A 25,854-nucleotide genomic window follows, 5' to 3' on the forward strand; every position below is an offset into this window, starting at 1 on the left:
AAGCGTTAGAGAATCAGGAACAGGGAGGGGGTGGTTCCTGCGCCGAAGGCGCAGATCAGACAGGGTTTCTACCGGGACCAGACCGGGACCAACCCACTTCGGGCACTTTTCGGGCACTTTTCGGGCAGGATCGCGACCGGTCACGGCCGTGGGCTGTCTGCCAAGCAGTCGAGCAACTCGAACATCGTCGTGATTGTCGCCTCTGGTCGAAGCGCAGCAAACCGCTTGACCTTGCCCGGCTTGTTCGCCAGAGCAACGCATGCGACGCCTGCCGCGCGCCCCGCGGCCACGTCCGATTCGGAGTCGCCGACGAACATGGCGCCGGCTGCCGTCGTCCCCAACTCGCGCAGGCCGACTTCGACCAGGTGCGGATCGGGCTTCAGCAACGCGACCTCAGCACCCGGACGACCTGCAATCGGCCCAACCTTGGAGCGGAGCCCGAGCCTCCGCAGGTAGCGGTCTGCGGCCTCTGCCGAGTTGTTCGTGACGATGGCAACTTGGTATGACCTTGCCGAAAGCTCGGTGATTGCCTCGGCCGCGCCGGGTGTCGGTTCTGCATTCTCGACAGCCCTGCACTCCAGATCGCGAAAGCGCGACTCGACTCGCGAAAGCGTCGCCTTGTCGCCCTCTGCGGCCACATACCGAAGGACGTCGAACGGGTCGTTGGATACGCGTACCGTGCGCGGCAGGTTTGCCCCACCGGCAATGTCGGCCAACTCTTCGGCGACCGCGCGATCCGTGATCGCGCTGAACACCGCGCAAACCGGCCCGTCGAAGTCCAGCAGGACGTTCCGGCGTTCCCTCAGCAGCGACTCAAGTTCGGTCATACCTCGTGGTCCTTGGCGACGGAGGTCCAAATGCTGTCGAACCACATCTGCGATTGCGTGACGAACTGACTTCCCGTCGAGTCCGGGTCATTCGTGGCGCTGAACTCGAACAACGTCGCGTCCTTGCCCATCAGGTCCCATATCGCCGTTGTGGTCCCGTTCAGCGGCACCTCGTGCTCAACCACTGGGTAGTAGCCGAAGAACGCTGTGCTCTGGTTGAACAGGTAGAGCTTGAACTGAGGCGGCGCCGGCCACACTCGAACCGACGCAGTCGCTGATGAGACGAGCCCGAGCCGACCCAGCTCGGCCACGGTGTCAATGACAGCCAACGCGTGTCGCTCCATGATCCGGTTTGCCCGGGCGCGGAACGTCGGGCTGTCGTTCAGCGTGCCGACCTCAGCGGGTAGCGCCCACGGGATCGCAGCATCGGGTACCAGGATTCGGACGGACAAAGTCTCGGGACGTAGGCGCCCGTGTCGAATCTTGTCCAGCGGCTCGGCGATCGCCCCGTTCAGCGTCTCGCCCGAGAACCCGGCGAAGTCGATCGCGACGTTCGGTTCTTCAAACGCGCGCTCAAGATGCGGCCTCAAACCAACTGGCCGCTCGGTGCGCTCGCGCACGAAAACGCCACTCCCCTGCCGAGAGACTACGAGACCTTCATCCCGAAGCAGGCGAACCGCCTGCTGGATGGTCATTCGAGCCACGCCATAGCGCTCGGCAAGTTGTGGTCCGGAAGGCAGCTTCTCGCCCGGCATGAGGGTGCGAGTCAGAATCGCGGCGCGAAGCGCATTTGCGACCTGTTGGTACGGCGGGCGGGGGTCATCGGGGTCAAGTGCATCCATTTCCCCAGCGTATCGACCTAAGCCAGATTGGCCTAGCCAAGCTAGGCCGAAATGCTTGTGTTGGCGCGTGCGGACGCGCTACGATCAAGTTGGCTAGCCAAGCTAGGCAGCTAGCCAAGCTAGTACGAAAACTCCCCCACCGTTCGAGCGGTGGAGGAGTCCCGACCGGAAGCGAGTTCGTACCTCGCTCCGGCATCACTTCCGCACCCATTCCAAGGAGCCAGAAGCATGTCCAGTGTAAATCCCTCCCCCCAGTCCAGCGGCAACAGCAACGGCCGCACCCGGTCACGATGGGCCGGCACCGGCCTCGGCGGGGACGTCATCGCCACCGAGCAGGAACGCCGAACGATGACGCACCGGCAGTTGCTGGAGAAGCTCGGCCGCGGCACCCCCGAGTTCGCCCGCCGCCAGACCGAACGCATCGAAGCCGCTCTCGCCGCCGCCGACGCATCCGCGCCGATCAAGGAACGAGACCTGCCCGGCCGCGCCCACACCGCGCCCGAGGTCGAGTACTTCCTCGACAACGGCCGTTACATGGCCACCGACGGCGTAGATGTCGAACCGGCCCGCAGCGCCGAACTCGAAGACATCGCCCGGCACGGCACCGTGCAGAAGAACGGCCGCGTCCGCTTCGACTACCACGACGGCCTCGAAGAGTCCGAGCTGATCCAGCGCCCCGAACGCCGCCGTACCCCCGTCGAACGCAGCCGCTGAGTTGCCGGGAGTTTCGTAACCCCAGCCTCTGTCTGGTCTCGCGGTTACGAAACTCCCCTTCGCCGATCCGGCACCCACCCAGGACGTCCTGCCACGTCCCGCTATGCGGTATAGAAGTCCGCCGGATTCCAGTCTCATTGCCTGACAACAACTTTCGTTGTCAACTCAGGGAGGAACCCATGACCACCACACATCAGCGGGCCGCTACCGGCGCCCGGACCGGCACCAGCCGCAACCCTTCTCGTGACCACAAAAGGAAGGTCAAGGCTGCCGCGCGTGACGAACTGATCCGCACCATGCGCGCTGGAGGCGACTCGTACCGGGACATCCGCGACCAACTCGGCGTAAGCGCCCGCATCGTTGAAGACGCCCTCGGCGAAGTCGCGGCGTTGGCCGCGATGGGCCGCACCCAAGGCGACATTGCCGACCTGGTCGACCTTCCACGAGCCACCGTGCAGCGTCTTTTACGCGCCAACCGTGAGACCCGACCGAATGCCCGTCACGAGCAGACTGCGCGCCTGATCGCCGAGATGTACGGGTTGCAGGTCGACGTCCTGGCCGAATTCCTCGGAGTGGACATCAGCGGGGCACATACATTGGCCAAGCAGCTGCGCGAAGACGGTCTGATGCTGCCGAAGCTGATCCAGGTGCAACCGGGTGAGAAGTGGATCGTGCCGACCCGCGACGCCGCGTCGAGTTTCCTCGGCTGGACAGTTCACACCACCTGGCGCCCGCCGCTCAAGGACGCCGAGCACTACCGCGCCGTGGCGATGGCCCGCGCGCTGCTCGTCGGCATGGAGCCCGGCGCTTGGATCTCGGAACGGCAGCTACGCCGAGATGCTGAACTGTCGGCGACCCGCACTCGCGGCCGCGCTCGCTACATCGGCCATATCCACGACGGTCGGTTCCTCGGCGTCATCGAGGGACATCACGGCTGGTACGCCGTGGAAGTCGAGCTGACCGCGAAGTCCGCGACCAACATGGACAAAGCCCTGCAAGGCGCGATCAACGCCGCACGCCACGCCGAACCCGATGCACTCGCCGGGGTGCTCTACCTGTGCCGCGGTGACGACGTGGTCCGCGTCGTCGAAGCGGCCAACCGCCGGTTGCCGCAGAACTACGCCGACGCCCTCGTCGTCGTCGGTGACCTCGACGCCGAATGGGACGACTTCCGCAAAACTCGACGTCGGATGCGCGCGGCCACCCGGTCGGCGAACCCGAACCACCGGCGCCGGCGCAGTGTCCAGAAAACTGGACAGGACGGCGACCGATGAACGCCCGCAACGCATCCCTGACACCGCGACAGGCGCGCGCCCTGGCCGGGCTCGTACAGCAGCGGGCCATGCCGGTCGACGTGCTCGCCGACTTCCTCGGCTGCGGATTGAGCCACGCCTACGAGACAGCCGCCGCCCTGCGCGGGCACGGTCTGACTCGGGAGCTGACCGCGCTGGGGTCCGGTCCGAAATGGGTCATCCCGACCCGCCAAGCGGTGACCCGCTACTTCGGTCGGTCGCTGCCGGAGTGGACACCTTCCCCGTTGTGGTCAGTCCGTGGCCGCGCCGCCGCACAGGCGCGCGTGATCCTCGGCGCGACCGGCTTCGACGACTGGACCGGCGAACGAGAGCTCTCGCTGGAGCGCTCCGAGCGCGGTGCGTACCCATACGACGGTCTGATGGTGCACACCAGCAACCCGTTCGCACTGCGCACTGCCCGAGGTGTCGCCTCACCGGTGTGGGCGGTGCGCACCGATGTCGCCCGCACCAGCAACCCGCGACAACTTGTCGCCTCCCTGCGCACCGCTGTCGCCCAGGCCGAAAACGACGGCTGCACTGTCGTCCTCTGGGTCTGCGCCGGTGCGCACCGACCCGAAACGGTCTACAACGCCGCGAAAACCATCCATTCCGACCTCGCGCTCACCGCAGCGACTCCGGACGAAATCACCGGGCGGCACAAGCGCATCCGTGCAGTTCAGAGCCTTCCGAAGGGTGCGTGACCGATGAGTCAGCAACTCGACAACTCCGCTCACCAACAGTTCAAACAGTCTGTCGCCCTGTCGCATTCGGGTGTCGCCCCAGCGACGAACCGCGACACCGAGGCGACGCAAGGCGACAGCCAGGCGACACCGAGGCGACAGCAGGCGACACCGACTGTCGCTCCTGCGCACCGCTCGGGCGACATGGTGCGCACCGCTACGCACCAGCGCACCGACCAGATCTCACCGAACGCACCGACCCGCACCGCAGAGGAGAAGACCATGACCCACGACCGCTACCTCCAGGCAAAGGACTGCGCTGACCTGACCGGCATTCCGGCTGGCACCTGGCGCTACTGGGCGCATATCGGCTCCGGCCCTCGCAGCTTCAAACTCGGGCATAGGCGGGTGTGGCGTGAGTCGGCCATTCTCGCCTGGATCGCCGAGCAGGAGCAGGCCACCGCGACCGGAGGGGCTGCCTGACCATGGCCACACGACGGAACCGCCGCGCCGGGGTCGAAGACCTCTGGACCAAGGACGAACGCCAGCCAGACGGCACGGTTCGGCGTGTTCCGTCCAAGCTCGACGGCATGGGCAAGCGCTGGCGCGCTCGCTACGTCGATGACGCGGGCAACGAGCACACAAAGCGTTTTGCCCGGAAGACAGACGGCCAAGGCTGGCTGGATACCCAGGTCTCGACCCTCGTACATGGCACTCACGTTGCACCGCGTGACGCGCAACGAACCGTCGAAGAGTGGGCAAATGACTGGCTGAAGGGTTACGCCAATCACCGTGATACGACTGTCGAGCTGGCGACTTGGCACGTCAAGAAAATCAACGCCGGGCTGGGGCCGCTGCAACTTTCAGCAGTCCGGCCCTCCACCGTAAAGAAGTGGATGGTCACGCTCAAGGCTGAAGGTCTGGCCGACAGCTATGTCTACTCCCTACATTCCCGACTGGCGCAGATCCTTGGTGACGCTGTCCATGACGGGCTGTTGGCTCGCAACCCGTGCTCTCGTCGCACGTCGCCCGCGACGGGACAGCAGAAGGTCTACGTCGCGACCTCAGAACAGATTTGGGCCGTGCACGACGCCATGCCCCCGCACCTCCGGGTTGCGGTGCTGCTCGGCTCGTTTGTTGGACTTCGGGTGTCGGAGGCGGCCGGGCTCCTGGTCTCCGATGTCGATTTCGAGTCCGGCGTCGTGCATCCCCGCCAGCAGTGGCCGGCGCGCCCGCTCAAGACGGAATCGAGCACCAAACCGGTGCCAATACCGGCGGAACTCGTCGCGATGCTCAAGGAGTCGGTCCGTGTATTCCCCGGTGATCGACTGGTGTGCGACATACTCGGCAAACCGGTCTCCCCCTGGGTGATCGCGTGGCACCTGCGGGCGGCGAAGGCGAAGGTGCCCGGTCTGCCTGAAGAGTTCAGCTTTCAGGACTTCCGGCACTACTACGCATCGTTGCTGATCCGCCGCGGCGCCGATATCAAGGCCGTTCAGGCGCGGCTGCGTCACGGCAGCGCGATCACCACTCTTCGGTACTACGCGCACCTGTGGCCGGACGCTGACGAGACAACTCGCACGGCTGTCGGCGCCGCGATCAGGGATTGGCCGGGTGCCACTGCGTACTCACTGCGTACCGAGGTCGAGGAGCTAGTCGCAACCGACGAGGAAGGCAGCCAGAACCCGCTGGTAGAAGCCGTTTAGTTCAGTCCGGCGTAGCTGTGCAAGCCGCTGATCACCATGTTGATGATGAAGAGGTTGAACAGCATCGCGACGAAGCCGGCGATGTTGATCCAGGCCGCCTTGGTGTCTCGCCAGCCCGAGGTGGCTCGGGCGTGCAGGTAGGCCGCGTAGAGGACCCAGGCGATGAAGGAGCAGGTTTCCTTGGGGTCCCAGCCCCAGAAGCGGCCCCAGGCGGCTTCGGCCCAGATGGCGCCGAGGATGACGCCCGCGCCGAAGAGTGGGAAGCCGATGATGGTGGTCTTGTAGGCGAGCTGGTCGAGGGTGCGGGCGTCGGGGAGGCGGCGGGCGATGGTGCCGAGGATGTTGGTGGATTCCTCGCCCGCGGGCTGACGCATGCGGAACAGGTAGAGCAGGCTGGCCACGCCCGAGACCAGGAAGACGCCACTGCCGATGCTGACGATGGTGACGTGGATCGGCAGCCAGAACGAGCGAAGGGCGGGGACCACGGGGGCCGCGTCGGCGTAGAGGACCGTGCCTGCGAGGAACATCAAGATCAGCACGGGGACCAGCAGGAACGCCCACATGGCCCGGTAGCGCTGGTCGCGCAGGAAGATCAGGCCGATCACCACGGCGGCCGCGGTGGCCATGGTGGTGAACTCGTACATGTTGCCCAGCGGGAAGCGGTGGGTGGCGAAGCCGCGCAGCACGATCGAGCCGATGTGCAGGGCCGCGCCGACCAGCAGCACCGAGAAGGCCATGTTGCCCAGCCGTTCGGCGAGCGGTTTGGCCTCCGGGGTCTCGATGCGGCCGGGCAACCCCGGATCGCCCGCGGGGACGAGTTCGCGCGCGGCGACCTGCTTGGCGCGCGCCGAGGCGTACTGCACGATCAGCAGGACCGTGGCCAGGGCATAAATGGCCATGGCCGACATGAACGCGAAGTCGCTGTACCGTGCCAGCGTTTCGTCGATCTGCATCAGGATTCCGTCTCCATGTCGAGTGCGCGCATCACTTCTCCGCTCCCAGCAGCCGTGTCCGCAGTCGATCGAACTCGGCGCCCCAGCCCGCTTGGTCGCTCCTGGCCAGGCCGCCCATTTCTACTACGGTGCGTCGTTGACCCACGGTACCTGCCGCGGCCTCGACCGGGTACGTCCGGATCCAGATCCGCCGCCGTTTCAGCAACAGCGACACCAGCAGACCGGCCATCATCGTCAGCGCACTCACCAGCACCCACTGCTGGGCGGGGTCGTGCGAGACCTGCAGGTTCACGAATTCCTCGGCGCCGTCGAAGGTGACCTTCGCCCCGCTGGGCAACGTGGTCGACTCGCCGGGGCGCAGGTTGACCCGCGCTTCCTTGGTCAACCGACCCTGCTTGATCATCTCCGGGTCCAGCGAGAACAGCGACTGCGAGCGGCCGGTGTCGAGGCCGGTATTGCCGCGATAGACGTCGACCGCGACCGCCGGGTCGTCCATCCGGGGGAACGACGAGGTGAGCAGGCTGCCGTGGAACATCGCGGTCGGCGCGAACAGACCCTCGATGGCGATCTGGTTCTGCCGACGTTCCTCGTCGGTGGCGTACATGCCGCCGGGCGGGTCGATGCGCAGCACACCGCTGGACAGGAAGGTCTGCGCGTCGTCGGGCCGCCACTGGATGGTCTCGGTGCGGGTCTGCCCGTTGGGGAAGGTGACGGTGAACGTCGGCGCGAAGCCGTGCCCCTGCAGGTAGACGCGGTCACCAGCGACCCGCAGCGGATGGTTCACCTGGAGCTCGGTGCTGCGCCACGTGTCGGTACTCAGGTCCGCGCCCGCCTGGTACTCGATGTTCGAATGGAACATCTCGGCCTGGCCGGTGGGCAGGTAGTCGGCCTTGAAGTCCTTCACCTTGACGCACAGTGGCGTCATGCCGGTGCCGTCGTTGGTGTTGCCTGCGCGGAACGAGTCGAACACCGCGGGCGAGGTGGTGCAGAAGCCGGGCCCGTCGTTGGCGATCACGATGACATTGCCCTCGTATCCGAGCAGCTTGCCCAGCGCGATCGCGACCAGCAGCCCCACCAGCGACAGGTGGAACACCAAGTTGCCGAACTCGCGCAGATAGCCCTTCTCCGCGGACAGCGTCACCTCGCCCTCGCGCTGACCGGGACGAACCTCGGTCCGCCACCCGCGCAGGGATGCCTTGGCGGCCTCGATCACCTCATCGGGAGTGCGGTCGTCGGTCTCGCTGAAGTGGTGCGGCAACCGGCTGAGGTTGCGCGGCGCGGGCACCGGCGGGGTACGCAGTGCCCGGTAGTGATCCCAGCAGCGCGGCAGGATGCACCCGACCAGCGAGATGAACAGCAGCACGTAGATGGCGGTGAACCAGAAGCTGCCGAACACGTCGAACAGTTCGAACCGGTCCATCCACGGGCCGAGCGTCGGACGGTCGGCGATGTACTGGTCGACCTTCTGAGCGTTGAGGCTGCGTTGCGGCAGCAGGGCGCCGGGGATGGCGGCGAGGGCGAGCAGGAACAGCAGCACCAGTGCGGTGCGCATGCTCGTGAGGCCGCGCCAGGAATTACGGACCAGGGCCCAGGCCCGGCCCGGCAGCGACTGCCGGACGGGCGGGGTGGGGGTGGTCGGTGTGGTCAGCGTGTCAGTCATCAGATCGGAAGAGTCACCTCGGAGACGAACCCGTCACGCACCCAGCCGACGAACTGATCCCATGCCCCCGTGACCAGCGCGACGCCGACGGCGACGAGCAGAACACCCCCGATTACCTGAATGGTGCGCGAATTGCGCCGCAGCCAGCCGACCCCGCGCAACGCACCGGCCGACCCGAAGGCCAGCACGATGAACGGCAGCCCGAGACCGAGGCAGTAGGCGACGATCAACGTCACCCCGCGCACGGCGGTGGTGCCTTCGGTACCCGCGGACACCGCCATCACACCCGACAGCGTGGGCCCCAGGCACGGCGTCCAGCCGAGCGCGAACACCCCGCCGAGCAGTGGCGCGCCGAGGATGCTGGTGAGCCTGCGCGGCTCCATCCGCGTGTCGCGCTGCAGGGCGGGGACCAGGCCGATGAACACCAGACCCATCAGGATCGTCACCACACCGCCGATGCGCTGCAGCAGTTCCCGATTCACATTGAGGGTCTGGATCACGCCGAAAACAGTGGCCGTGGCCAGCACGAACACCACCGTGAACCCGGCGACGAACAACCCGGCGGCACCGGCCACCCGCATCTTCGCGCTACGGCGCTGCGCGGTGAGCGTGCTCGCCTGCGCGTTGGTGGCAGGCGGCGCCTCGGCACCGACCAGCCCGGCCAGGTACGACAGATAGCCGGGGACGAGCGGCACGACACACGGTGAAGCGAACGACACCAGGCCCGCGAGCAGGCAGGCTCCCAGCGCCAGCAGAAGCGGACCCGATGCCGCCGTCTGCTGGAAGGAATCCCCGACTGCGGCGAGCGGAATCACTCGTCGGTGTCCGTATCCATGTCATGCTGCTCGTCGCGCGGCAACGACAGGGTTCGCTCGGTCTCGGCCGGTTCAGCGGGGCCGAAATCGAACAGACCGGCGCCGGCGACACTGCGCGGCACGGTCGCGATGCCGGCCCAACGGTCATCGACCGTCCAGCCCGCACCCATTCGGCGGGCGCCCTGACGGGGACGACACGCGGTCAGATTTCCTGGACGACGGCGGCTGCTCACTACTGCTTCTCCTCGGCGGCGATGCGCTCGACCACGGGCTGAAGGTCTTCGGCCAATAGCGAGCGAAGGAAGACCGCGGCGACCCGGTGCTGACGATCCAGGATCAACGTGGTCGGAATAACACTGGTGGGAAAGTTTCCGCCGAGAGCGAGCAAGGTCCGCATCGACGGGTCGTAGATGGACGGGTATTCGATCTTGTTGTCCACTACGAAGTCCTGGGCTTTGTCGCGCTGATGGTCACGGACATTGATTCCCAGGAACGCGACGCCTTGATCTCTGGTCGCCGCGAAGACTTTTTCGAGAGCGGGCGACTCGGCGCGGCACGGGCCACACCACTGTCCCCACAGGTTCACGACCACGATCTGGTTCGGGAAATCGTCGACCGAAACGGTCTTTCCCTCGTTCATCAGATCGGGCCCCGAGAGCGTGCCGATCGTCCCGCGCGTCGCGGGCGGATCGTAATAGATATCCGTTCTACCACCGGGTGAGACGAATTCGAAGGTCCCACCACCGGTGGCAACCGCATCGGTACCCGTCGAACAGCCCGCCGCGGCGATGATCACCAGCAGGGCGGACAGGACGGCGGTCAGCGCCCGCGGCCGACGGCCACGGGCGGTTCCCGACGAGGTGCAGCGTGTCATGCGCCGTGAACCGACGGATCCGACGCCCCGGCGGGCTCGGAATAGACAATGTCGACGAGCGTGTCGCCGTGGTAGACCAGCGAGGTCAGCGACGCCAGCGAGCACTGCCGGTTGCGCGGGTCGTGCCACAACCGCTGACCCTGCAGGAATCGGCGCAGCGTCCACACGGGCAGCTGATGCGAGACCAGCACCACCTCGTGACCGGCGGCCTCGACGCGGGCCTTGTTCACCGCGGCGAGCATGCGATGGGCGATCTGCAGGTACGGCTCGCCCCAGGACGGGGTGAACGGGTCGCGCAGCTTCCACCAGTGCCGCGGCTTGCGCAGCGCACCGTCACCGACGGAGACGCGCAGGCCCTCGAAGGTGTTGCCCGCTTCGATCAGGTTCTCATCGGTGCGCACGATCACGTCGTGGGCGGCCGCGATCGGCGCCGCGGTCTCCTGGGCGCGCTGCAGCGGGGAGGCGATCACCATCGCGATGTCGTGATCGGCCAGCGAGCGCGCGACCGCACCGGCCTGCGAGCGACCGGCCACCGAGAGGCTGAAGCCGGGCAGGCGACCGTAGAGGATGCCGTTCGGGTTGTGTACCTCACCGTGGCGCAGGACGTGCACGATGGTTTCGACGCTCGACGGGTCGTCGTCGAGGGCTGGCGGTGCGGCGGCGGGGGCAGGATGGGGCGCCTCGTCGCTATCCGCCGGGACTGGGGCGAATTCTGCGTCGGGCTGGTCGGAGCTCACGCTGGGGATCCTTCGGGGGTTGCGGCCGCGGCCGCGAGGGCGGCGGCGGGCAGAGCGGCGGCGATACGGTCGAACGCGTCCTCGTCGAGTGCCGCGGAGACGAACCATGCCTCGAACGCGCTCGGCGGCGCGTACACGCCCGCGTCGAGCAGGGCGTGGAAGAAGGCAGGGTAACGCCAGGTCTGGCTCGCTTTGGCGGCGGCGTAATCGGTCACCGGACGCTCGGCGAAGAACACGCTCACCATATTGCCTGCGAACTGGACTTGATGCTCGACACCGGCCTCTGTCAGGGCTTTCGCGAACAACGCACCCAGACGATCGGCATTGCGGTCCAGCGCCGCGTACACCTCGTCGTCGGCCGCACGCAGGGTCGCCAGGCCCGCGGCGACGGCGACGGGGTTACCGGACAGCGTGCCAGCCTGATACACCGGGCCGAGCGGGGCGAGGTTGTTCATGATCTCGGCGCGACCGCCGAACGCGGCGGCGGGCAGGCCACCGCTCATCACCTTGCCGAAGGTGTAGAGGTCACCGGCGACGCCTTCGCGGCCGTACCAACCCGACGCGCTGACCCGGAATCCGGTCATCACCTCGTCCATGATCAGCAGCGCGCCGTTGTCATGGGCGAGGGTGCGCAGGCCCTCGTTGAAGCCGGGCAGCGGCGCGACCGCGCCCATGTTGCCCGCGGCGGCCTCGGTGATGACGCACGCGATCCGGCCGGGGTGCGCGTCGAAGGCGGCGGCGACGGCGGCGAGGTCGTTGTAGGGCAGCACGATGGTGTCGGCGGCCTGCGCGCCGGTGACGCCGGGCGAGGTCGGCAGGCCGAGGGTCGCGACACCGGAGCCCGCGTCGGCCAGCAACGCGTCGACGTGACCGTGGTAGCAGCCGGAGAATTTGATGATCTTGGATCGGCCGGTGAAACCGCGGGCCAAGCGGACCGCGCTCATCGTGGCCTCGGTACCGGAGTTCACCAGGCGGACCCGCTCGACGGGATCGACGCGGGCGGCGATGGCCTCGGCCAGCTCGATCTCGGCCTCGGTCGGCGCACCGAACGACAGTCCGCTCGTCGCGGCCTTCTGCACGGCCTCGACGACGGCGGGGTGGGCGTGACCGAGGATCATCGGCCCCCATGAGCACACCAGATCGACGTAGTCGTTGCCGTCGGCGTCGATGAGCGTGTAGCCGCTCGCGGAGGTGATGAACCGTGGCGTACCGCCGACCGAGTTGAACGCACGAACCGGGGAATTGACGCCACCCGGGATCACGGCGGCCGCCCGCTCGAAGAGCTGGGCCGAAACCGGTACCTGCGTAAGACTCACGGATTCCAGTGTCTCAGTTCGCCTCGGCACGCCGGACGACAGGGTGGAGCACAGTGACCCAGACCGCAGCGACCCACCGACGACACGCCCGACACGCCGCCCCGATCCCGGAAAGAATTCGATCTAGGCCCATTGGCCTGCGACTACGCTCCGGGCGGCTCAGCACCTGAGCCATAGGGAAATCAGGTCTCAGCGAGAGGGTATTTCATGCGTTTCGGCGTCACCAGCACTGCCCTTGGCACAGGGTTCGTCGCGGCGGGAGTGCTATTGGGCGCGGGTTCTGCCACCGCGTTCGCACCGCAGGCCCAGCCCGATCGGATCGGTGCCCAACTCAGCCACGAGGAGACCGCGGCCCTCGGGTCGGGGCCCATTCCGGCGATCACCGCGATGCTCGTACCCGCCAATCGGATCGGCGCGGGTCTGCACACCGACAGCGATCTGTACCGCGACGCCGACGGCGGCATCCGCGCCACCCTGCGTCAGGTGGTGACGGAAGCGGCGGCCCATCCCGACGGCGCCGTCTCCATCTTCCTGAACGCGCCCGGCACGCGCGGCGGCCGCATCGTCGACGTCTACCAGCAGTGGACCAGCTGATCAGGTGTACATGCAGGGCACTTCGGCCGAGATCGTGTGGAGCTGGCACATGATGCCGTTGTAGATGCCGCTCGAGCCGGTCTCCGGGGCGAAACCGTCGGCGGCCGGCTCGGCGGTCATCGGGGTGAGCGGCAGCCCGGGGGCCGCCTGGGCGGGCGCCGCGGCCAGCGCGATGGTCGCCACAGCGGCGGCGACGGTACAGATTCCTGCGGTCAGTCTGGTCATCGATTCCTCCTCGAGGGAGCCCACGGTGCGAGCTCGCGTCCCGAACCCCCACGCACACATCGGAATTCGGCTTCCTCTAGATCATCGGTTCGACGCCGCGCGGTGCTACAGATCCACGGTAGATCCTGGTGACGACATCGATCACCAGCATCCCGCTCACGATCACCAGCGCACAGGCGAGCAACAGCAACGGCGGCACGTAGCGCACCGCCACGAAACCGGGGTGCTCATCGGTGCCGACGAATTCGGTCGTGCGCCGTGCGGCACGCCAGCTGACGACCGCGCAGGCAAGGAAGAGCACGGCGAAGCCGAGTTCGAACAGCGCGATCCAGCGTCTCATTCCTGCGATCCTGCCAGGGGCAGGATCGAATCAGCCGACCAGGCTGGGTACCAGAATCAGCGCGATGACGGCGAGGGTGAGCACAACCATCAGCCCGATCACCAACAGGTCGCGTCGCAGGCTGTGTGGTTGCTCGATCACCACGCGCATCATTGCCTCCGCTCCCCCGGCGCTCAGCCGGTGTGATAATCCTCACCATACACTGCGCAGTGTCACTTGCGGCGGGACTGGAAGTACTTCGTCGACTCCGGCCGGTAGCTGAGGAACGCGGCCCCCGCGGCGAGCACGCCCTGCACGATCGCCGAGCCACCGGCCACGATCGTCGCGGGATTGGCGACCGCGGAGAAGCTGAACATGGTGGCGACGGCGCCGAGTCCGAGCCAGATCGCGACAACCGTGAGCACCGTGCGCGCCCAGCTCTTGCCACGGCCGAGCTGATGGGCGATGGCCACGGTGACACCGGCCAGCAGCACCCCGACCAGCGCGGTCAGCGCGAAAGCCACCAGCACCATCACGTCGACGGTCGACGCCGGGAAGTTCGGATCCGACTTGTGCATCTCGTCGAGGAACTGCTTGCTGAGCTTGTCGCGCTCCCCGGCCATGGTGATGACGCTGGCGAAGGTGTAGACGACACCGAGGCCTGCGATTCCCCACCACAGTTGACGGGCGGTGCCGACGTCCTCCGGCATGGGAAGGGTTTCGGGTTTGTTCGGCGGAACGATCACGACAGCCAGTGTGCTGCCTCGGTCGCCCAGTAGGTGAGCACGATGTCCGCGCCTGCCCGCCGGATGCCGATCAGCGACTCCAGGATCGAGGCCCGGCGATCGATCCAGCCACGCTCGGCGGCGGCGGTGATCATCGCGTACTCGCCGGAGATCTGATAGGCCGCGACGGGGACGGTCGACCGGTCGGCGACGTCGCGCAGGATGTCGAGGTAGGACATCGCGGGCTTCACCATCACGATGTCGGCGCCCTCGGCGAGGTCGAGGTCGAGTTCGCGCAGCGATTCGCGGCGGTTGGCCGGATCCTGCTGGTAGGTGCGGCGATCGCCTTCCAGCGACGAGCCGACGGCCTCACGGAAGGGGCCGTAGAAGGCCGAGGCGTACTTGGCCGCGTAGGCGAGGATGGCGGTGTCGGTGCGCCCGACCGCGTCGAGCCCGCGCCGGATCGCGCCGACCTGTCCGTCCATCATGCCGCTGGTTCCGAGCAGATCGGCACCGGCCTCGGCCTGCGACAGCGCCATCTCCACGTAGCGGTGCAGGGTGGCGTCGTTGTCGACCGCGCCATCGGTGCCGATGACCCCGCAGTGGCCGTGATCGGTGAATTCGTCGAGGCAGGTGTCGGCCATGATGACCGTCGCGTCCCCGACCTCTTCGGCCAGCGCGCGCAGACCGCGGTTCAGGATCCCGTTCGGATCACTGGCCTGGCTGCCGGTGGCGTCCTTGTCCTCGGGCAGCGGCACCCCGAACAGCATCAGCCCGCCCACCCCGGCGGCCACCGATTCCACGGCGGCCTTGCGCAGCGAGTCCAGCGTGTGCTGATACACCCCCGGCATCGAGCTGATCTCCCGCGGCTCGTCGAGTCCGTCAGCCACGAACATCGGCAGCACCAGCTGACGCGGCTGCAGCGTGGTCTCGGCGACGAGTCGACGCAATGCGGGTGTCCTGCGCAACCGCCGCGGGCGGTCGAAAGCGGTCATAGCCCGCAGAATACGCCTGACCCCCGATGGTCGCCGCAGCGCCTACGACGGGTCGCTACGGCGGGCGGTTTCGCCCAGAATCTGCTCGAAAGTTGCGAAGACCGGGGACGGGCCCGCCGAACTCCAGGTTTCGTTGGTGAGCAGGATCGCCGTCACCGCGCCGTCGTTGGACCAGGTGGAGCCGAGACCGCCTGCCCAGCCGTAGGCACCTGCGCGTGGGCCGTCGGGTTGGTCGCGTAGCTGGACGCCGACGCCGTAGCCCCACCCCGCGCTGTCGCCGGGGCCGGGTCCGCCGCGGGCCAGTTGCTCGGCGGTGAGGTGGTTGGTGGTCATGGCCGCGACGGCTTGTTCGGACAGCACGCGGGTGCCGTCGAGTTCGCCGCCGGCGCGCAGCATGCGGGCGAAGCGGTAGTAGTCGGCGAGGGTGGAGACCAAGCCGTCACCACCCCCTTCGAAGGCCGGTGGAGTGCTCCATTGGCCGTCGACGGGGTCGAAGACGGTGCGGGCGCCGTCTGTTTCCGAATAATGCGGGCCGAATCGGGCCAGCTTGCCGGGCGGGACGGAGAAACCGGTGTCGGTCATGCCGAGCGGGCGCAGGACGCGCTCGGCCAGGAATTCCGAGAGCGGTTTGTTCGCTGCCCTGGCGACCAGGAAGCCGAGGATCGGCGCGCCGACGTGGTAGAGCCAGCGTTCGCCGGGCTGGTACTGCAGCGGCAGGGTGCCGAGTCGTCGCAGCCAGGTGTCCGGAGGCAACATCCGGGCGGGCGTCGGCGGGCCCCAGCCGAGGTCGAGGGCACTCCAGGCGGCGTCGAACGGCTTGGGTGAGAAGTCGGTGAAATCCATGCCCCAGCCGAGGCGGAAGGTGAGCAGGTCGTCGACGGTGATCGGGCGGTTCGCCGCGACCGTATCGGTGACTTCGGCGGTGGGGTGCGCGAGCACACGCAAGCCGGCGAGTTCCGGGAGCAGCCGGTCGACCGGTTCGGCCGGATCGAGTAGGCCGTCGTCGATCAGAATCGAGGCCGCCGCCGCGGTGAGCGGTTTGGTCATCGAGGAGATCCGGAAGATCGTGTCGGTGCGCATCGGGGTGGCGCGGGTGGCGTCGAGATGGCCGATCGCGCCGGTGGTGATGTCGTCTCCGGTCGCCACGAGCCATGCCAGGCCGAGCAGTTCGTCCGCCGCGACGTGCGCGCCGAGCCGCTTGTCGATCTCGTCCACCGTCATCGCCTCTCCCCGGGTTTCCTTGCGCTACTAGACCACAGCGGTCCGACAGCTACCCGCGAATCACCACGCGCGGCGCTTCGCCGAGGCCGGCGACAGGTCGTGGCGAACCTGTGGATAACATCGAAACCCACTGGAGCTCAATGGCTTCCGCGAGAGATCGACGAAACCTGTCGGCGCCCCTCGGTATAATCGAAAGCGTGTTCGAGGGTCCCGACGATCGGGGGCGGGACCCTAACGCAACGGGAGGACGCCGAATGAATGCCATTGCCGCTCAGACCACTTTCATCACCGCGCCGTACGTGCCGCTCGAGAAGAAGCGACTGCCCGCGGGCCGTCCGCGCCGCTGGTACGTGGCGCACAACCGTCGGCTCAAGGCCATGCGGTTGACGATCGCGCTGCTGGATTCCGGTGTGTACCTACCCAATCAGGCCACCAACGACACGATCCGGCGCACCGCCGAGAAGATCGACATCCGCCCGCCGTCCGATGCCACCTGCCGGCTCGTGCGCACACTGCTGCGCTACAGCCGGTGACCCTGATACGCCGAAAGCCCGCCGTCGCGGGCGGGCTTTCGGGGTATCTGCTGAGATCAGCGGCTGCTGCTGCGGCGGCTCTTCTTGCGCGGCGGCGGCAGCAGGCCCTCGGCGCGCAGGCGCGACGCGTGCTCGGCCAGTGCCTCCACCAGTGGGCCCACCTGAGCGGTCTCGGGCTGCACGTCCACACGCAGACCGAACTCGATCGCGGTCTCCGCGGTCTTCGGGCCGATGCAGGCCACGATGGTGCGAGCGTGCGGCTTGCCCGCGATACCGACCAGGTTGCGCACCGTGGAGGACGAGGTGAACAGGACCGCGTCGAAACCGCCGGTCTTGATCATCTCGCGGGTCTCCGCGGGCGGCGGCGAGGCGCGCACCGTGCGGTAGGCGGTGACGTCGTCGATCTCCCAGCCGCGCTCACGCAGGCCCTCGGCCAGGGTCTCGGTGGCGATGTCGGCGCGGGGCAGCAGCACCCGGTTCACCGGATCGAACACGTCGTCGTAGGGCGGGAAGTCGGCGAGCAGGCCCTCGGAGGACTGTTCGCCGCTGGGCACCAGTTCGGGGTTGATACCGAAGGAGCGCACCCGCTCCGCGGTGGCCTCACCGACACAGGCGATCTTCACACCGGAGAACGCGCGAGCGTCCAGACCGAACTCGGCGAACTTCTCCCACACCGCGCGCACCGCGTTGGTGGAGGTGAACACCACCCACTGGTAGCGCCCGTCGACCAGACCCTTCACGGCCCGTTCCATCTGGGCGGGGCTGCGCGGCGGCTCCACCGCGATGGTCGGCACCTCGATCGGGATCGCGCCGTGGGTGACGAGCCGCTCGCTCATCTCCCCCGCCTGATCCTTGGTGCGCGGGACGAGCACGGTCCAGCCGTAGAGGGCACGCGACTCCCACCACGACATCTTGGCGCGCTTGTCGACTTCCTTGCCGACCGTCACGACCAGCGGGCCGACGAGCTCGGACGCGGCGTTGTTCAGCGAGGCCAGCGTGGCCTCGATGGTGCGCTGCTGCCGAGTGGTGCCACGCACGGTGACCGCGACCGGCGTCTGCGGCGCCATACCGTGTTCCACCAGCGCGCTGGCGGTCTCGGCCAGGTGACCGGAGGTGGCGTGCAGCACCAGCGGGCCGGGGGCGGCGGCCAGCGCCGACCAGTCGACCTCGCCGCGCACATCGGCCTCGGTGTGCCCGGAGCCCAGCGCGATGCCCGCGTAGCTGGGCACGGCCGAGCCGTTGGGCAGGCCCGGCAGCACCTCGAACACCATGTGCGAGCGGGTGACGGCGTTGACCTCGTTGATCACCGAATCGGTGGTCAACGGGTCGCCGGTGACGATGCGGACCACGTCGTGACCGTTGCGCGCCTCGGCGATCAGCGTCTTGGCCACCTCGGCGGGTTCGCCGAGGGCGGGGCGCACGTCGACCGGGCTCTCGCCGTCCTCGCCCACCTCGACTGCGCTACCGATCAGGGCGAGCACGCCCTTGTCGACATCGGGGTCGGTGAACGCCAGCATCGCCCGCTCGAGCACCTCACGGGCACGTACGGTCAGCAGGGCCGGGTCGCCGGGGCCGGATCCGACGAAAAGGATCCGCCCTGGTTGCTTCTTGGTAGCTCGGCTGCTGCTCATCGGTTGTTCTCCATCGGGCTGGAATTAGTGAAGTCGGTGGGCGCCGGTTCGTCTGTGACGCTCAGCAATGCGCGAGCACCCAGGTCCAGCAGTTCGCGCGCCAGCGTGCGACCGAGTTCGGCCGCGTCTTTCGGCGCGCCGACGATCGAGGCGCGTAGGACATCGGAGCCGTCGATCGCGGCGGCACAGGCGCGCAGCGAGAGTTCGTCGAAGATCCGGCCGTCCTCGTCGATCGACTCGACGATCTCGGCGAGCGCTCCGATCGGTGCGGTGCAGCCTGCCTCGAGCTCACCGAGCAGCGAACGCTCGGCGAGCACCGCGGCTCTGGTCGCGGCATCGTCCAGACCGGCGAGTACCTCGATCAATTGCGGGTCGTCACTGCGGCATTCGACCGCGAGCGCGCCCTGCGAGGGGGCGGGCAGCATCTGCACCGGTTCGAGCGATTCGGTGATCTCGTCGGTGCGCCCGATCCGGCACAGGCCGGCGCGGGCGATGACGATCGCGTCGAGTTCGCCCTCGCTCACCTTGCGCAGGCGGGAGTCGATATTGCCGCGCAGCGGAAGGATGTCGAGGCCGAGGCCGAGTGCGCGCAGCTGCGCGGCGCGGCGCGGGGCCGAGGTCCCGACGCGAGCGCCGGCGGGCAGTTCGCCGAGCACCATGCCGTCACGAGCCACCAGCGCGTCGCGCGGGTCCTCGCGCGGCGGGATCGCGGCGATGGTGAAGCGCGGGTCCTGCGCGGTGGGGAGGTCCTTATAGGAATGCACCGCGATGTCGATGCCGCCCGCGGCGAGCTCGTCGCGCAGCGCGGAGGTGAACACCCCGACACCGATCTTCTGCACCGGATCCGAGGACAGATCGCCCGGTGTCTTGATGACCACCAGTTCGGCGGGCTGCCCCGCCGCGATCAGCGCATCACGGATGGTGCCCGCCTGTGTCAGCGCGAGCAGACTGCCGCGCGTGCCGATCCGCCACGGCGCACTGGGGCTGCCTGCGGTCACGGTGTCCTCTTCCTGCACTGTCGTGGTCATGCGGTTTCCTCCTGCGCATGCCCGAGCGGCGCTGCGTGGTTTCGCATGCTGCCTGTGTCGGGTCTTGACTCGGTCAAGCGTGACGGCCCATCGCCGAGGTGGCCTGCGGTGAAGTCGTCGGCCAGCGCGGACTCCGCCGCGGCGACCTCCATCGGCGCGGCAACCGCTTGTACCGCACCAGGTTTCAGTTCGAACAGCTCACGCAACGCTTCGGCGTAGCTGTCGCCGCCCGGAGTCGATGCCAGCTGCTTCACCCGCACGGTCGGCGCGTGCAGCAACTTGTCGACGACGCGGCGCACCGTGCGCGCCACCTCGTCGCGGGCCGGGTCGGCCAGGTCGGGCAGCCGTGAATCGAGGCGGAGCAGTTCGGCCTCCACCACATCGGCGGCACGCTGACGCAGCGCGGCCACCGTAGGGGTGACCTCCGCCATGCGTTGCCCGGCAAGGTATTTGGCGAGTTCGTCGGCGACGATGACGCGCGCGGCGGCGGTGTCGTCGGCCGCGGCTCCCGCGGCCGGATCGCGCTGCAGCGATTCGATGTCGATGACGGCGACGCCGGGCAGGCCTGCCACGGCGTGCTCCACATCGCGGGGCAGGCCCAGATCGCAGAAGACCAGGGGACGCTCGGCGGCGTCGGTGCGCGCCCGGCCCGCGAGCGCGCGATGGGTATCGGCCAGAGTCACCACGGACCCGACCGCGCCCGTACAGGTGATCACGACATCGGTACCCGCCATGGCCTCGGTGAGCCGCGACATCTCGACCGCCTCGGCCTCGACACCGTGCATGGTGCGCCCGGTTTCGGCGAGACGCTGTGCGCGTTCGAGGGTCCGGTTGACGACGATGATGCGCCCGATCCCGGCCCGCGACAGATGCGCGACGGCCAGCCCGCCCATCGCGCCCGCACCGACCACCACGGCGGTCCGTCCGGCGAGATCGCCCACGACACCGCGCGCCCGATCCAGCGCCACCGACACCACCGAGGCACCGGCCCGGTCGATCCCGGTCTCCGAGTGCACCCGCTTGCCGACCCGCAACCCGTGCTGAGCCAGCTCGTGCAGAGTGCGCCCGACCGCCTGCTGACCGTCGGCGCTGGCGTAGGCGCTGCGAATCTGGCTGAGCACCTGCTGCTCGCCGACGACCATCGAGTCCAAGCCGCTGGCGACCGCGAACAGATGCTCGGCCGCGGCCTCGCTGTAGCGCACGTAGGCGTGCTTGGTGAGATCGCCCAGCGGCAGTCCGGAATGCTTGGTGAGCAGTTCGCTCACCTCGCCGAGTCCGCCGTGGAAGGCGTCGACGACCGCGTAGACCTCGACCCGGTTGCAGGTGGAGACGATCATCGCCTCCGACACGTGACTGGAGGCGAGCAGCCGATCCACCAGCTTCGGCCGATCGGCCTCACTGATGGCCACCTTCTCCAGCACCGACACGGGGGCGCTCCGGTGCGAAATCCCGACCAGCAGAACACTCATGACCGCACCTCGCCGGCGCTCTGTCCCGCCATGCGTGTCCGCACGCCGTGTCGCTGTTTAGCTCGCTGGCGCTCGCTCATGGCGTGATCACCGATCCCTTGGTGCTTGGCTCCGTTGCCGAGTGGGGCGTGGCCGAATGCGGCGCGGTACGCCGCGTCGGCCTGCCGCGGGCCGGTTCGACCGGTGCGGCATGGGTGAGGTGGTTCGGCGGCGGTACCCGGCGCGCGACGCGGCCGGAGCCGACCTCGGCGATCTCGGGCAGCGCGGGCGCGTCGTTGCGCGCGGCATCGAAGGACAGCATCTGCAGTTCCATCGCCAGGTCGACGCGGCGGACCTGGACATGGGCGGGCGCGCGCAGTTCCAGCGGCGCGAAACTCAGAATCGACGGCAGTCCGGCGTCGACGAGCCGGTCACACACGTCCTGGGCGGCTTCGTCGGGCACGGCCACCACCGCGATCGTCGGCGTCAGCGCCGGGATCTGCGCGGTCAGCTGCTCGACATCGCGCACGACGAGACCGGCGTACGACTGGCCGATCACCGACGGGTCGTTGTCGAAGATCCCGACCACGGTGAAGCCTCGTACCCCGAATCCGCCGTAACCGACCAGCGCGCGGCCCAGATTGCCCGCGCCGATCAGCACTACCCGATGTCCCTGCGACAGTCCGAGCACATCTTCGATCCTGGTGCGCAACTTGGCTACGTCATAGCCGACACCCCGCACACCGTTGGGTCCGAGGAAGGAAAGATCCTTGCGCAGCTTCGCCGAATTGACACCCGCCGCGACAGCGAGTTCCTCACTCGATACGATGACTACACCCTCGTCGGCCAACCCGGCGAGAACCCGGAGATAGGTAGCAAGACGAGTCACCGTGGCCTGCGGAATGTCCCGCACAAGAGCCTTGCCGGAGACGCCACTCGGCGTCTCGTGCTGCTCTGTCACGTCGTCGGCTCCTCGTTCCGGGCCTGATCGCGGTCCGGTTCCTCTGTTTCGTTCACCGGTGTGGGTCGCTGCAATTACGAGAGCGCGACCGGTGCCATAGGGGCGGTACAAACCCGGCCACCGCCGCCGCGTGGAGCGGCGGTGCGGATTGCGTGTCACCACCGTAACCGCTTGTGCAGGCGTTCACAAAGTCGGTGAATTCGGCCTCATTTTCCGTCGCGACCAGCGATCCGGCTCAGGTCCGCCCGCAAACGGGGCTCATCGACGTCGAAATAGCTGTGTTCACGGCCGTTCAACAGGACCACCGGCAGGCGATCACCGTATTCGGCACGCAGTTCCGGCTCGCTGACCGCGGCTTCGTCGACGTCTACAGTGGCGACCGGGAGACCGAAATCACCACAGATCATCCGCAATTGCTCCAGTGCCGCGCTGCACATGCCGCAACCAGCGCGGGTCAACAGGGTCACCGTCGGTGTGGGATTAGTCATGAGCCCTATTTAATCCCCGAGCCCGCAGCGGGTTGTCGGTGCAGCCGGTTACTGTGGACATGGTTCGCGCGACTAGCGGAGGGTACTGGTGCCGGAACGTTCGAAGGTGACTAGGGCCGGATTCGTCGCAGGGCGATTCGGGGAGTTCCCTGCGCGGTGGCAGCCCAGCCGCCTCGGTCAGGAACTGCAGGAACAGTTCGCACGGCTGCCACGCAGCCCGTTCGGACCGAGCGAAGAAGAGCTACGCGCCAACCTGGCCGGCGAGGCCAGTGCCGACGCCGCGCTCGAGCTGCACGATGCCGAGCTCGCCGAGCAGGGCGGCGACGCGGGCCCCGAGGTCCCGCGCGACCTCACCGCCGCGGCGTTCTTCGACGTCGACAACACCCTCGTGCAGGGTGCCTCGATCGTCCACTTCGCCCGTGGGTTGGCCGCGCGCAAGTACTTCAAGACCTCCGACCTGGTCGATGTCGCCTGGAAGCAGGTGAAGTTCCGGGTCACCGGCAAGGAGAATTCCTCCGACATGGTCTCGGGCCGGGAGAAGGCGCTCAGCTTCATCGCGGGCCGCCCCACGGCCGAACTCGCGGCACTCGGCGAGGAGATCTACGACGAGATCATCGCCGACAAGATCTGGCCCGGCACCCGCGCGCTGGCCCAGATGCACCTCGATGCCGGTCAGCAGGTCTGGCTGGTGACGGCCACCCCGGTCGAGCTGGCCAATGTGATCGCCAAACGCCTCGGCCTGACCGGCGCCCTCGGCACGGTCGCCGAGAGTGTCGACGGCAAGTTCACCGGCCGCCTGGTCGGCGACATCCTGCACGGCCTCGGCAAGGCGCACGCGGTGCGCACCCTCGCCATCCGCGAAGGGCTCAACCTCAAGCGCTGCACCGCCTACTCCGACAGCCACAACGATGTCCCCATGCTGTCGCTGGTCGGCACCGCTGTCGCGATCAACCCCGACTCCGATCTGCGCGAGGTCGCGAAGAACCGCGGCTGGGAAATCCGCGATTTCCGCACCGGCCGCAAGGCAGCCAAGATCGGCGTCCCCACCGCACTGGCACTCGGCGCGGCGGGTGGAGCGGTAGCGGCTGTCGTAGCCCGCCACCGCGACAACTAACCCAGAACCACGTTCCGGCGCTTGGCCAGCAGCTTGTAGAGGGTTTGCTGGATGGTCTCGCGGACCTGGTCGGTGACCTCGAACATCGTCATCGGGTCATCGGCCTCTTCCGGCTCGAACGCCGTGGTCGCGATCGGCTCACCGAATTCGATGTACCACTTGGACGGCATCGGCACCGCGCCCAACAGCCCCAGATGCGGGAACAGCGGCGTCACCGGGAAGTACGGCAGCCCGAGCAGGCGGGCCAGCGGCTTGATATCGGCGAGTTTGGGGTAGATCTCCTCGGAACCGACGATCGAGACCGGAATGATCGGCACCCCGGCCCGCACCGCCGCCGACACGAATCCGCCGCGCCCGAACCGCTGCAGCTTGTACCGGTCGGCGTAGTTCTTTCCGACGCCCTTGAACCCTTCCGGGAACACGCCGGCGATGTGCCCGGCGCGCAGCAGCCGCTCGGCATCGGGATGGCAGGCCAGTGTGTGCCCGGCCTTACGTGCCAGCGCGCCGAGCAGCGGCATCTCGAAGATGAGGTCGGCGGCCAGCAGCCGCAGCGCCCGCTGATGCGGATGCTTGTCGTGCACGGCCAGTTGCAGCATCAGTCCGTCGATCGGCACGGTGCCCGCGTGATTGGCGACCAGCAGCGCGCCACCCACGGCGGGGATGTTCTCGATCCCCGCGACCTCGACCCGGAACCAGTAGTCCGACAGCGGCCGGAGCGCGGGCAGGATCACCGATTCGAGCAGGTGCCGGTCGTAGCCGAACTCGTCGACCTGATAGTCGCCGGTGAGCCTGCGGCGCGCGAACTCGGCGGTCCGTTCGATCTGCTCGCCGACGGCATCGCGCACGATGTCGGTCAGCGACTTCGGCGGGCGGGCGGGCATTCCCGGTCGACGCTCGCTGAGGGAGGTGACCGGCATCGCCTGCGTCGGCTGGTCCGGCCATCGCCGTGTCTGCGGTCGCTGTCGGGTCTCGACATTCACGTCGAGACGAATGACTTTCGCTCCCTCGTTCATGTACGCGCTCCTGTACCGGCCCCGATGAGGCCGAGCAGTTTGTGTTCCGCGGCGTCGATCCAAGCCGGATCGAAGACGGGCCGCAACGCTGCGCCCGCGATGAAGTCATCGAACGCCTGGACCGTGGTCCAGCGTGGGGTGAAGCCGAGTTCGGTTCGCATACGGGTGGTGTCGAGCCCGCAGCCGAAGTAGAAATAGTCGGGTTGTTCGCCACTGAATCCGCGCATGATCGGGCCCATCAGCGAGCGACCGACCGTGCGGAAGACGAAAAAGGGAACCGGCGCGACGATGCGCCCGGCACGGCGGATCGCCTGCGACATGGCCAGCGCGCCGTCACCGGCGATATTGACCGTGCCACCGTGTGCACGCTGCGCCGCGTGCACCAGCACCGCGACCGCGTCTTCCTCGTGCAGCAATTGCAGTCGGGCTTCGCGACCGAGAACGGTCGGGGTGATCGGCGAACGCAGATATTGCACGCCCCGATCGGCCAGGCGCGGACCGACAATCGGCGCGAAACGCAGAATCGACGCGGAAATATCGGGCCTGCGCCGCGCCATTCCACGCACCAGCGCCTCGATATCGATCATGTCGCGTGCGAACCACCCAGCGGGCGGAGTGCGCGCGCCCATTTCCTCGGTGAATTTCGCCGGATCCTTGGCACTGCAGCCGTACACCGCCGACGACGATCGCACGACCACACGGCGCACCGACGGCGCTTTCTGACAGACGGCGAGCAATTGCATCGCACCGAGGACATTGAGATCCTTCATCACCGCGCGACCGCCACCGGCGGGCGGACGGGTGAGCACAGCCGCGTGCACGACGGTGTCGACGTCGTTGCCCTCGACGACTTTGCGAATCAGTGGATTCCGGATATCAGCGCGCACGAACTCGGCACTACCCATTTTTCGCCGGAGCTCACGGCTGGGCGTCACGGTATCCACCGCGATGACACGTTCGACGCCGGGTTCGGCAGCCAGTCGTGCCGCGACATTGCCACCGAAGAAGCGGCTGGCACCCGTGACCAGCACAACTCTCGGTGCGTGTCGTTCCCGTGTATCGGAACTCGAACCTGACCCCACTCAAAGCCCCCTGCTCATCGTGTTTCGCGTACCAGAGTAGCCGCATTCGCGCCACTCGCCG

Annotated in this window: 30 protein-coding genes; 8 read left to right on the top strand and 22 right to left on the bottom strand. The window is 67.8% G+C overall.

Translation table 11 applies throughout. The features are described 5' to 3' along the window. Positions 1-140: 140 nt before the first annotated feature. Entirely contained in the window at positions 141-827 is a 687-nt protein-coding gene (locus ACFULV_RS10990; RefSeq protein ID WP_378655501.1) for an HAD family hydrolase, read from the bottom strand. Next, positions 824-1,669 carry a GntR family transcriptional regulator gene (locus tag ACFULV_RS10995; protein WP_378655504.1) on the bottom strand — a complete coding sequence of 282 codons (846 nt, stop codon included), beginning with the start codon at positions 1,667-1,669 and terminating at the stop codon, positions 824-826. The genes ACFULV_RS10990 and ACFULV_RS10995 overlap by 4 nt, the downstream gene beginning before the upstream one ends. Positions 1,670-1,897: 228 nt before the next feature. Between ACFULV_RS10995 and ACFULV_RS11000 the strand changes: the two genes are divergently transcribed. From ACFULV_RS11000 to ACFULV_RS11020, 5 genes are all read left to right on the top strand, one after another. Next, the gene (locus tag ACFULV_RS11000; protein ID WP_378655506.1) at positions 1,898-2,383 is read left to right on the top strand and encodes a hypothetical protein; all 486 of its coding nucleotides are present in this window, start codon (positions 1,898-1,900) and stop codon (positions 2,381-2,383) included. Between the two features lie 179 nt (positions 2,384-2,562). Then, positions 2,563-3,657: a hypothetical protein gene (locus ACFULV_RS11005; RefSeq protein WP_378655508.1), complete on the top strand. Its 1,095-nt coding sequence runs from the start codon at positions 2,563-2,565 to the stop codon at positions 3,655-3,657. Then, the gene (locus tag ACFULV_RS11010) at positions 3,654-4,376 is read left to right on the top strand and encodes a hypothetical protein (RefSeq protein WP_378655511.1); all 723 of its coding nucleotides are present in this window, start codon (positions 3,654-3,656) and stop codon (positions 4,374-4,376) included. Before ACFULV_RS11005 ends, ACFULV_RS11010 begins: the two co-directional genes overlap by 4 nt. 3 nt (positions 4,377-4,379) lie before the next feature. Then, a complete protein-coding gene (locus tag ACFULV_RS11015; protein WP_378655514.1) occupies positions 4,380-4,838 on the top strand; it encodes a helix-turn-helix transcriptional regulator in 459 nt (152 codons plus the stop codon). A gap of 2 nt (positions 4,839-4,840) precedes the next feature. Further along, positions 4,841-6,061 (top strand): tyrosine-type recombinase/integrase, encoded by a 1,221-nt coding sequence (locus ACFULV_RS11020; RefSeq protein WP_378655517.1) that lies wholly within the window; start codon positions 4,841-4,843, stop codon positions 6,059-6,061. Here the strand turns inward: ACFULV_RS11020 and ccsB are convergent. The 7 genes from ccsB to hemL form a co-directional block, all read right to left on the bottom strand. Continuing rightward, a complete protein-coding gene (gene ccsB / locus ACFULV_RS11025; RefSeq protein ID WP_378634193.1) occupies positions 6,058-7,014 on the bottom strand; it encodes a c-type cytochrome biogenesis protein CcsB in 957 nt (318 codons plus the stop codon). The two genes, ACFULV_RS11020 and ccsB, sit on opposite strands and share 4 nt — an antisense overlap. Before the next feature lie 31 nt (positions 7,015-7,045). Then, the gene (locus ACFULV_RS11030) at positions 7,046-8,674 is read right to left on the bottom strand and encodes a cytochrome c biogenesis protein ResB (RefSeq protein WP_378655519.1); all 1,629 of its coding nucleotides are present in this window, start codon (positions 8,672-8,674) and stop codon (positions 7,046-7,048) included. Continuing rightward, positions 8,674-9,489 carry a cytochrome c biogenesis CcdA family protein gene (locus ACFULV_RS11035; RefSeq protein ID WP_378634189.1) on the bottom strand — a complete coding sequence of 272 codons (816 nt, stop codon included), beginning with the start codon at positions 9,487-9,489 and terminating at the stop codon, positions 8,674-8,676. The genes ACFULV_RS11030 and ACFULV_RS11035 overlap by 1 nt, the downstream gene beginning before the upstream one ends. Beyond that, entirely contained in the window at positions 9,486-9,659 is a 174-nt protein-coding gene (locus ACFULV_RS11040; protein WP_378655521.1) for a hypothetical protein, read from the bottom strand. Before ACFULV_RS11040 ends, ACFULV_RS11035 begins: the two co-directional genes overlap by 4 nt. 62 nt (positions 9,660-9,721) lie before the next feature. Beyond that, positions 9,722-10,363 (bottom strand): TlpA disulfide reductase family protein, encoded by a 642-nt coding sequence (locus ACFULV_RS11045; RefSeq protein WP_378655524.1) that lies wholly within the window; start codon positions 10,361-10,363, stop codon positions 9,722-9,724. After that, entirely contained in the window at positions 10,360-10,977 is a 618-nt protein-coding gene (locus ACFULV_RS11050) for a histidine phosphatase family protein (protein ID WP_378634497.1), read from the bottom strand. Before ACFULV_RS11050 ends, ACFULV_RS11045 begins: the two co-directional genes overlap by 4 nt. A gap of 119 nt (positions 10,978-11,096) precedes the next feature. Beyond that, on the bottom strand, positions 11,097-12,416 hold the full coding sequence (hemL, locus tag ACFULV_RS11055; RefSeq protein ID WP_378634182.1) for a glutamate-1-semialdehyde 2,1-aminomutase: 1,320 nt from the start codon (positions 12,414-12,416) through the stop codon (positions 11,097-11,099). Positions 12,417-12,623: 207 nt separating this feature from the next. Here hemL and ACFULV_RS11060 point away from each other — a divergent pair, with 207 nt between their 5' ends. Next, positions 12,624-13,010 carry a hypothetical protein gene (locus tag ACFULV_RS11060; RefSeq protein ID WP_378655527.1) on the top strand — a complete coding sequence of 129 codons (387 nt, stop codon included), beginning with the start codon at positions 12,624-12,626 and terminating at the stop codon, positions 13,008-13,010. On the opposite strand, the gene ACFULV_RS11065 is transcribed toward ACFULV_RS11060, so the two are convergent. The 6 genes from ACFULV_RS11065 to ACFULV_RS11090 form a co-directional block, all read right to left on the bottom strand. Then, positions 13,011-13,235 (bottom strand): hypothetical protein, encoded by a 225-nt coding sequence (locus ACFULV_RS11065; RefSeq protein ID WP_378634178.1) that lies wholly within the window; start codon positions 13,233-13,235, stop codon positions 13,011-13,013. 76 nt (positions 13,236-13,311) lie between these two features. Beyond that, positions 13,312-13,575, bottom strand: a complete 264-nt coding sequence (locus ACFULV_RS11070; protein ID WP_378655529.1) for a hypothetical protein — start codon at positions 13,573-13,575, stop codon at positions 13,312-13,314. A gap of 30 nt (positions 13,576-13,605) precedes the next feature. After that, positions 13,606-13,728 carry a hypothetical protein gene (locus ACFULV_RS11075; RefSeq protein ID WP_378634173.1) on the bottom strand — a complete coding sequence of 41 codons (123 nt, stop codon included), beginning with the start codon at positions 13,726-13,728 and terminating at the stop codon, positions 13,606-13,608. A 59-nt stretch (positions 13,729-13,787) separates the two neighbouring features. Further along, the gene (locus ACFULV_RS11080) at positions 13,788-14,300 is read right to left on the bottom strand and encodes a hypothetical protein (RefSeq protein ID WP_378634171.1); all 513 of its coding nucleotides are present in this window, start codon (positions 14,298-14,300) and stop codon (positions 13,788-13,790) included. Next, on the bottom strand, positions 14,297-15,274 hold the full coding sequence (gene hemB, locus ACFULV_RS11085; RefSeq protein WP_378634168.1) for a porphobilinogen synthase: 978 nt from the start codon (positions 15,272-15,274) through the stop codon (positions 14,297-14,299). Before hemB ends, ACFULV_RS11080 begins: the two co-directional genes overlap by 4 nt. Before the next feature lie 42 nt (positions 15,275-15,316). Further along, positions 15,317-16,495 (bottom strand): serine hydrolase domain-containing protein, encoded by a 1,179-nt coding sequence (locus tag ACFULV_RS11090; protein ID WP_378655532.1) that lies wholly within the window; start codon positions 16,493-16,495, stop codon positions 15,317-15,319. 254 nt (positions 16,496-16,749) lie between these two features. On the opposite strand from ACFULV_RS11090, the gene ACFULV_RS11095 reads away from it, so the two are divergent. Continuing rightward, positions 16,750-17,028: a hypothetical protein gene (locus ACFULV_RS11095; protein WP_364403472.1), complete on the top strand. Its 279-nt coding sequence runs from the start codon at positions 16,750-16,752 to the stop codon at positions 17,026-17,028. Positions 17,029-17,084: 56 nt separating this feature from the next. Here the strand turns inward: ACFULV_RS11095 and ACFULV_RS11100 are convergent, their stop codons facing one another. From ACFULV_RS11100 to ACFULV_RS11120, 5 genes are all read right to left on the bottom strand, one after another. Next, positions 17,085-18,659, bottom strand: a complete 1,575-nt coding sequence (locus tag ACFULV_RS11100) for a uroporphyrinogen-III synthase (protein WP_378634163.1) — start codon at positions 18,657-18,659, stop codon at positions 17,085-17,087. After that, on the bottom strand, positions 18,656-19,687 hold the full coding sequence (gene hemC / locus ACFULV_RS11105) for a hydroxymethylbilane synthase (protein ID WP_378634160.1): 1,032 nt from the start codon (positions 19,685-19,687) through the stop codon (positions 18,656-18,658). Before hemC ends, ACFULV_RS11100 begins: the two co-directional genes overlap by 4 nt. Beyond that, on the bottom strand, positions 19,684-21,156 hold the full coding sequence (locus ACFULV_RS11110; RefSeq protein ID WP_378634157.1) for a glutamyl-tRNA reductase: 1,473 nt from the start codon (positions 21,154-21,156) through the stop codon (positions 19,684-19,686). The genes hemC and ACFULV_RS11110 overlap by 4 nt, the downstream gene beginning before the upstream one ends. A gap of 76 nt (positions 21,157-21,232) precedes the next feature. Beyond that, complete coding sequence (locus ACFULV_RS11115) at positions 21,233-22,096, bottom strand: redox-sensing transcriptional repressor Rex (protein WP_378634153.1); 864 nt, start codon at positions 22,094-22,096, stop codon at positions 21,233-21,235. A gap of 206 nt (positions 22,097-22,302) precedes the next feature. Beyond that, entirely contained in the window at positions 22,303-22,584 is a 282-nt protein-coding gene (locus ACFULV_RS11120; RefSeq protein ID WP_378634150.1) for a glutaredoxin family protein, read from the bottom strand. An 88-nt stretch (positions 22,585-22,672) separates the two neighbouring features. Between ACFULV_RS11120 and ACFULV_RS11125 the strand changes: the two genes are divergently transcribed. Continuing rightward, a complete protein-coding gene (locus tag ACFULV_RS11125; protein ID WP_378634148.1) occupies positions 22,673-23,698 on the top strand; it encodes an HAD family hydrolase in 1,026 nt (341 codons plus the stop codon). Here the strand turns inward: ACFULV_RS11125 and ACFULV_RS11130 are convergent. Together ACFULV_RS11130 and ACFULV_RS11135 are read right to left on the bottom strand one after the other, a co-directional pair. Then, complete coding sequence (locus ACFULV_RS11130) at positions 23,695-24,711, bottom strand: lysophospholipid acyltransferase family protein (protein ID WP_378634145.1); 1,017 nt, start codon at positions 24,709-24,711, stop codon at positions 23,695-23,697. The two genes, ACFULV_RS11125 and ACFULV_RS11130, sit on opposite strands and share 4 nt — an antisense overlap. Continuing rightward, complete coding sequence (locus ACFULV_RS11135) at positions 24,708-25,742, bottom strand: NAD-dependent epimerase/dehydratase family protein (protein WP_378634143.1); 1,035 nt, start codon at positions 25,740-25,742, stop codon at positions 24,708-24,710. Before ACFULV_RS11135 ends, ACFULV_RS11130 begins: the two co-directional genes overlap by 4 nt. Positions 25,743-25,854 lie beyond the last annotated feature (112 nt).

Source organism: Nocardia sp. NPDC057272 (genome assembly GCF_042668615.1).
GTDB lineage: Bacteria > Actinomycetota > Actinomycetes > Mycobacteriales > Mycobacteriaceae > Nocardia.

Excerpts from the sequence above, each read along its gene's own strand:
- ccsB (WP_378634193.1), bottom strand. The coding sequence starts at position 7,014 with ATGCAGATCGACGAAACGCTGGCACGGTACAGCGACTTCGCGTTCATG.
- hemB (WP_378634168.1), bottom strand. The coding sequence starts at position 15,274 with ATGACCGCTTTCGACCGCCCGCGGCGGTTGCGCAGGACACCCGCATTG.
- ACFULV_RS11100 (WP_378634163.1), bottom strand. The coding sequence starts at position 18,659 with ATGAGCAGCAGCCGAGCTACCAAGAAGCAACCAGGGCGGATCCTTTTC.
- ACFULV_RS11110 (WP_378634157.1), bottom strand. The coding sequence starts at position 21,156 with ATGAGTGTTCTGCTGGTCGGGATTTCGCACCGGAGCGCCCCCGTGTCG.
- ACFULV_RS11070 (WP_378655529.1), bottom strand. The coding sequence starts at position 13,575 with ATGAGACGCTGGATCGCGCTGTTCGAACTCGGCTTCGCCGTGCTCTTC.
- ACFULV_RS11000 (WP_378655506.1), top strand. The coding sequence starts at position 1,898 with ATGTCCAGTGTAAATCCCTCCCCCCAGTCCAGCGGCAACAGCAACGGC.
- ACFULV_RS10995 (WP_378655504.1), bottom strand. The coding sequence starts at position 1,669 with ATGGATGCACTTGACCCCGATGACCCCCGCCCGCCGTACCAACAGGTC.
- ACFULV_RS11045 (WP_378655524.1), bottom strand. The coding sequence starts at position 10,363 with ATGACACGCTGCACCTCGTCGGGAACCGCCCGTGGCCGTCGGCCGCGG.
- ACFULV_RS11030 (WP_378655519.1), bottom strand. The coding sequence starts at position 8,674 with ATGACTGACACGCTGACCACACCGACCACCCCCACCCCGCCCGTCCGG.
- ACFULV_RS11065 (WP_378634178.1), bottom strand. The coding sequence starts at position 13,235 with ATGACCAGACTGACCGCAGGAATCTGTACCGTCGCCGCCGCTGTGGCG.
- ACFULV_RS11015 (WP_378655514.1), top strand. The coding sequence starts at position 4,380 with ATGAGTCAGCAACTCGACAACTCCGCTCACCAACAGTTCAAACAGTCT.
- ACFULV_RS11010 (WP_378655511.1), top strand. The coding sequence starts at position 3,654 with ATGAACGCCCGCAACGCATCCCTGACACCGCGACAGGCGCGCGCCCTG.
- hemC (WP_378634160.1), bottom strand. The coding sequence starts at position 19,687 with ATGACCACGACAGTGCAGGAAGAGGACACCGTGACCGCAGGCAGCCCC.
- ACFULV_RS11020 (WP_378655517.1), top strand. The coding sequence starts at position 4,841 with ATGGCCACACGACGGAACCGCCGCGCCGGGGTCGAAGACCTCTGGACC.
- ACFULV_RS11090 (WP_378655532.1), bottom strand. The coding sequence starts at position 16,495 with ATGACGGTGGACGAGATCGACAAGCGGCTCGGCGCGCACGTCGCGGCG.
- ACFULV_RS10990 (WP_378655501.1), bottom strand. The coding sequence starts at position 827 with ATGACCGAACTTGAGTCGCTGCTGAGGGAACGCCGGAACGTCCTGCTG.
- ACFULV_RS11130 (WP_378634145.1), bottom strand. The coding sequence starts at position 24,711 with ATGAACGAGGGAGCGAAAGTCATTCGTCTCGACGTGAATGTCGAGACC.
- ACFULV_RS11005 (WP_378655508.1), top strand. The coding sequence starts at position 2,563 with ATGACCACCACACATCAGCGGGCCGCTACCGGCGCCCGGACCGGCACC.
- ACFULV_RS11060 (WP_378655527.1), top strand. The coding sequence starts at position 12,624 with ATGCGTTTCGGCGTCACCAGCACTGCCCTTGGCACAGGGTTCGTCGCG.
- ACFULV_RS11040 (WP_378655521.1), bottom strand. The coding sequence starts at position 9,659 with ATGGGTGCGGGCTGGACGGTCGATGACCGTTGGGCCGGCATCGCGACC.
- ACFULV_RS11095 (WP_364403472.1), top strand. The coding sequence starts at position 16,750 with ATGAATGCCATTGCCGCTCAGACCACTTTCATCACCGCGCCGTACGTG.
- ACFULV_RS11120 (WP_378634150.1), bottom strand. The coding sequence starts at position 22,584 with ATGACTAATCCCACACCGACGGTGACCCTGTTGACCCGCGCTGGTTGC.
- ACFULV_RS11075 (WP_378634173.1), bottom strand. The coding sequence starts at position 13,728 with ATGATGCGCGTGGTGATCGAGCAACCACACAGCCTGCGACGCGACCTG.